5 protein-coding genes are annotated in these 4293 nt (G+C 25.5%); all 5 read right to left on the reverse strand.

The annotated features are described in order from the left end of the window. Positions 1-235: AAA family ATPase (locus CHF27_RS13365; protein ID WP_147294095.1), on the reverse strand; the 235-nt coding region annotated here is incomplete at its 3' end. A 339-nt stretch (positions 236-574) separates the two neighbouring features. Next, complete coding sequence (locus tag CHF27_RS13370) at positions 575-1153, reverse strand: recombinase family protein (RefSeq protein WP_095406516.1); 579 nt, start codon at positions 1151-1153, stop codon at positions 575-577. A 779-nt stretch (positions 1154-1932) separates the two neighbouring features. Beyond that, positions 1933-2346 (reverse strand): hypothetical protein, encoded by a 414-nt coding sequence (locus tag CHF27_RS13375; RefSeq protein ID WP_095406515.1) that lies wholly within the window; start codon positions 2344-2346, stop codon positions 1933-1935. Between the two features lie 76 nt (positions 2347-2422). Beyond that, positions 2423-3793, reverse strand: coding sequence for a hypothetical protein (locus CHF27_RS13380; RefSeq protein ID WP_095406514.1), 1371 nt, complete (start codon positions 3791-3793; stop codon positions 2423-2425). 30 nt (positions 3794-3823) lie between these two features. Then, positions 3824-4293: hypothetical protein (locus CHF27_RS13385; protein WP_115976311.1), on the reverse strand; the 470-nt coding region annotated here is incomplete at its 5' end.

The following is a 4293-nucleotide window of genomic DNA, read 5'->3' on the forward strand; positions in this document are numbered from 1 at the left end:
TTGGACACTTCACAATTACATCTTCTGCACTTAATCCATCCACTATATCTATAGTTGTTTTATCTTCATGGTTCACTTTATATACATACTGAGTAAGATTTTCTTGTAAGTCTAAATCCCATAATAATATTCTTTTATTTTTATCCTTTGCTAATTCATAGGCAGTGATTATTGACATAGAAGTCTTGTAAATACCGCCTTTTATATTAAAGTAAGTTATTAACTTAGTTTTCATTAGTTTTCCTCCTATTATTTTTTTAGTTATAATTCTATTTTATCATAGTTTTATTTATTTTTTAATATAAAAATAACTATGAAATAACTTAGTTATTTCATAGTTATATAATATAAAATCTATTTGCGTTTTTTCCGAAATTCTGCATTAAACTATGATACTCAAATTCTTTACAATACTTAATTGACACACTTCTCATAGATAAATTTATACACGAGTATTCTCGGCTAGAAAATAAATATGTGTATAGTATAGAGGTAGTATCAGGAAAATGCGAATTTTACACGATAAGGCAATTTTATCCGATGTTTCCAACTGGTTGAGTGATTTTCTATATACTTAACTTTGCTTCTCTTCATCTAATCTTCTGTAAAGAGAAGACCTTGATATATTTGTTATTTCACATATTTGCTTAACCGTCATATTTCCTTCATGATATAACTTGACAGCATAGTTGATTCCTTCATGATTCTTATGATATTTCTTTACTCTTCCTTTGTATTTACCTTGAGATTTAGCGATTTCAATACCTTCACGTTGTCTCATTTTAATCAAATCCCTTTCAAGTTGATTAACTCCTGCCATTACAGTTATCAAAAATTGGCTATATGGATTATCTTCTGATAAATCTAACCATGTATCTTTAATGGATTTTAAGTTTGCTCCTTTATCTTTGATTTTATCAATTAATAAAAATAAATCTTTTGTGCTTCTTGTAATTCTTGTAAGATCCGTTACAAAAACTATATCTCCAGGCTTAAGTTCATCAAGCATCTTATTAAGTTTATCTCTATCCATAGTTGCCCCAGATACTTTTTCTTGATAAATAAAATCTACTCCAATTTCATTTAGTTGTTTTATTTGTCGTTCTTCATTTTGGTCCTGTGAACTCACACGAACGTATCCTATTTTTCTCAAATGTCTTCCTCCATTCTGATACAAGTCTTATGGGACAGTTCAAACACTGATTTTTCCATGACAAATTAATTATACCAATAAGGTGTACCCTATTGATATAATTAATTTGTTGTGCTGGTTAAAATATTATAAAAAGTTTAAAATTAAGGTGGTATTGGGTACACGACGAAATACGTGTTAAAAAAGGACACATGATTCTTATAAGTATTGTAATTACTAACTTTATAACTTCAAAAAGCTTACTTTTTGAAATATAGATAAAATACTAAATTTTACATTTCAAAACTATAACAAATTAATATTTGAAACATACCAAAAGTAGTCTATATATATTGAAACAGTTATTGAAAACATTGATATTGCTACATTTTTCTAAAGTGAGTGTAATAATATTTGATATATTGTACTTAAAAATATAAAAATAAAGAATGAACTCTAGTTATATCAACGTGTCTAGAGTAGAAGTGTCCGATTTTCACACGTATTTCGTCGTCCCCTGGTATTGAGATGTATAGAATTATAGATGCAAGAAATGTAATTGTTTTATAGAGATTGATTGGATTTATTTTACGTTATATTTATTTATCATGATGGTAATTGATGGCTCAAACTTGACTTTTTAAAAGAAAATAAATAGATTTATGTAAGTAATTTCAATATATTTAATTCAAATGAATCTATTTATTTTTTAATTTTTATATAAACTATTCTAATTTATTTAGCAAAATTTGTCGAATGTAAAAAAATAAACACTTACCTTAATAGTAAGTGTTTATTTTTTACTTATTACCATATCTCTTTTGTGCTTTTTTAGGATGCATATTAAAATATATCTCTCTACATGAAGTTTCAGATATTTCAAATTTACCATAATCATTTTCTACTAATGTAATTTCATCTGGTAAATTATTTGTTAAATCCTGTGAAAACTTCTCTGTAAAATTACTTCTTTCAAATTCATCTAATATACTTCTTTTATCTATATCTATTCCAACTTCTTTATTATTATCTTTTATTATTCCATATATAGTAACAGTTGAGAAATTTATAATTCTAACTCCACCTTCACCATTGTATATCTTTCCTCTTGTTGAATGACTATAATTTTCTCTGCCTTTTATTCCTTGTATATATGAACTTAGTTCTCCTGGTTCATATACTATCTCTTTTGGTTGTATTGTTACTTGTTTCATTAAGATCTCTCCTCTATTATTAATTTTACTAAATAGAGTTTATCACCTAATTCATTTCATATCAAAAACGTTCATATTAAGTTTCATCGCCCTCAATCCTTAAATGCATAAGTTTCATATCCACTATAAATTTAATATGTGCTAACTCATCTTCGATTTGTGTAAATTTTGAATATTGGTTTTCTACATTGATTTTACTTAACACAAAATCTATCGAATTACTCATCATAATTTGAAATTCTTTAACTAAATTATATATATCTTCATCTTTTTGATTTGTTTTTGCCCTTACAGATATAATCTGATTTTTTATATTTTTAAATCGCTCAAATTCATTTACTTTTGAAAAATTAGTTTTTTTTAATTTGCGATTTGAAATATACTCATAGTATGCTAAACATAACTCTACTTCATTTCTTCTGATACTATATTCACTTGCGTTTTCGTTTTTGAATATTTTATCTAACCCATATTCTCTAAAACTATCTCTTATAGAAGAATTTATCTGCTTGTACTCTCTTTTTTCAATGCTTAGTTGACTATTATATATAATTTCACTAATATCACTTAAATTATATATTTTTTTATTATGAATATTGTACTTATAATCTTGAGTTAACTCTTCAATACATTTAATTTCTGACTTATGTATTTTCTTAAAATATTTTCTGACTAAATATAGATACATGTTTCTATAGCATGTATTTTTATTAATATTTTCTTGAGCTAGCTTTTCACCTTTTTTTAGATATAACCGTTCCGAATCTATAAATTTGTCTATATCTAACCTTTTACTCATTAGTAATTCACTCTGCTCCTCATGCATATACAGTAGCCTAATAGTATCCATTTTATTACCTTCATAGTCATATGTTCTTAATATTGTTTTTAAGTCAATATTATTTAATTCTCTATTCATAATAATAGCGTAAGATAAATCATTTACTCTATCCCATATATGATTTATAATTTCACCTACTTCTTCATAGTGCCCACTATAAATTATGTATTTGCTTTTTTGTAATTCTATATCCTTATGAGCATCTTGTAATCTCATATTATTTGCCATCGCACTTACCTCTATTGCTGATTTGTAATACTGCTTATACGAATTTTCTTGAAGTTCAACAAATAGCTTTATATAATCTATAATACTTTCTTCTTTGCTTATTTCTCTTAAATCTAATTTATTTAACTTCATGTACCTTATTAAATCAAAAAATTCATCTATATTTTCTTGATTTATATCTAGCTTTAATACTTTTTTCCATCTATCTATTGTACTTTTAATTTCATCTAATGTAGATTGATACAACAAATCTTTTTCATCTTTAAGTTCTGGAAAATCTTCTCTAAAGTAATTAACTATAACATCCTTAAAATTATATTCTTTCTCCAATAACTCAAATATTAAATCATTTAACTTACATTCCTTTGAGTTTGACACCTTTATTATTCACTCCCTATAAAATTAATCCTATTTATTATTTTTCATGAAATCTTTTAATGCTTGAGCCATAAGATCCTGCTTATTAAACTCTTTATTTTCATTACAGAATACATCAAACTCTTCCCATATAACTTTATTTATTCTTATAGTAGTTCTAGTTGTTTCACTTTCTGGTAAGTCAATTTTAATGCCTTCATTTATAACTTCAATGACTTCTGTCATACCCTTGTCATCACGATTTTTAAACCATTCAAGCATACCAAAAATTTCATCTTTATGCTCTATAATATCTATCATATCTTGCTTTATATTAAATGTATTTTTTCTTGTCATACCTTTGTCATCACTTTGTATAACTGTTGAAATTTCAGTATCATTACCTTGATGACAAATGTCATCTCTTAAGACATAAATATTATTTTCAACTTTATAACCATGCTTTCTCATATACTTAGTCATACTGTCTAATAGCTTATATCCTACAATATCTTTTATCT

Origin of the sequence: Romboutsia maritimum, assembly GCF_002251085.2 — a bacterium.
GTDB classification, from domain to species: Bacteria; Bacillota; Clostridia; order Peptostreptococcales; family Peptostreptococcaceae; genus Romboutsia_B; species Romboutsia_B maritimum.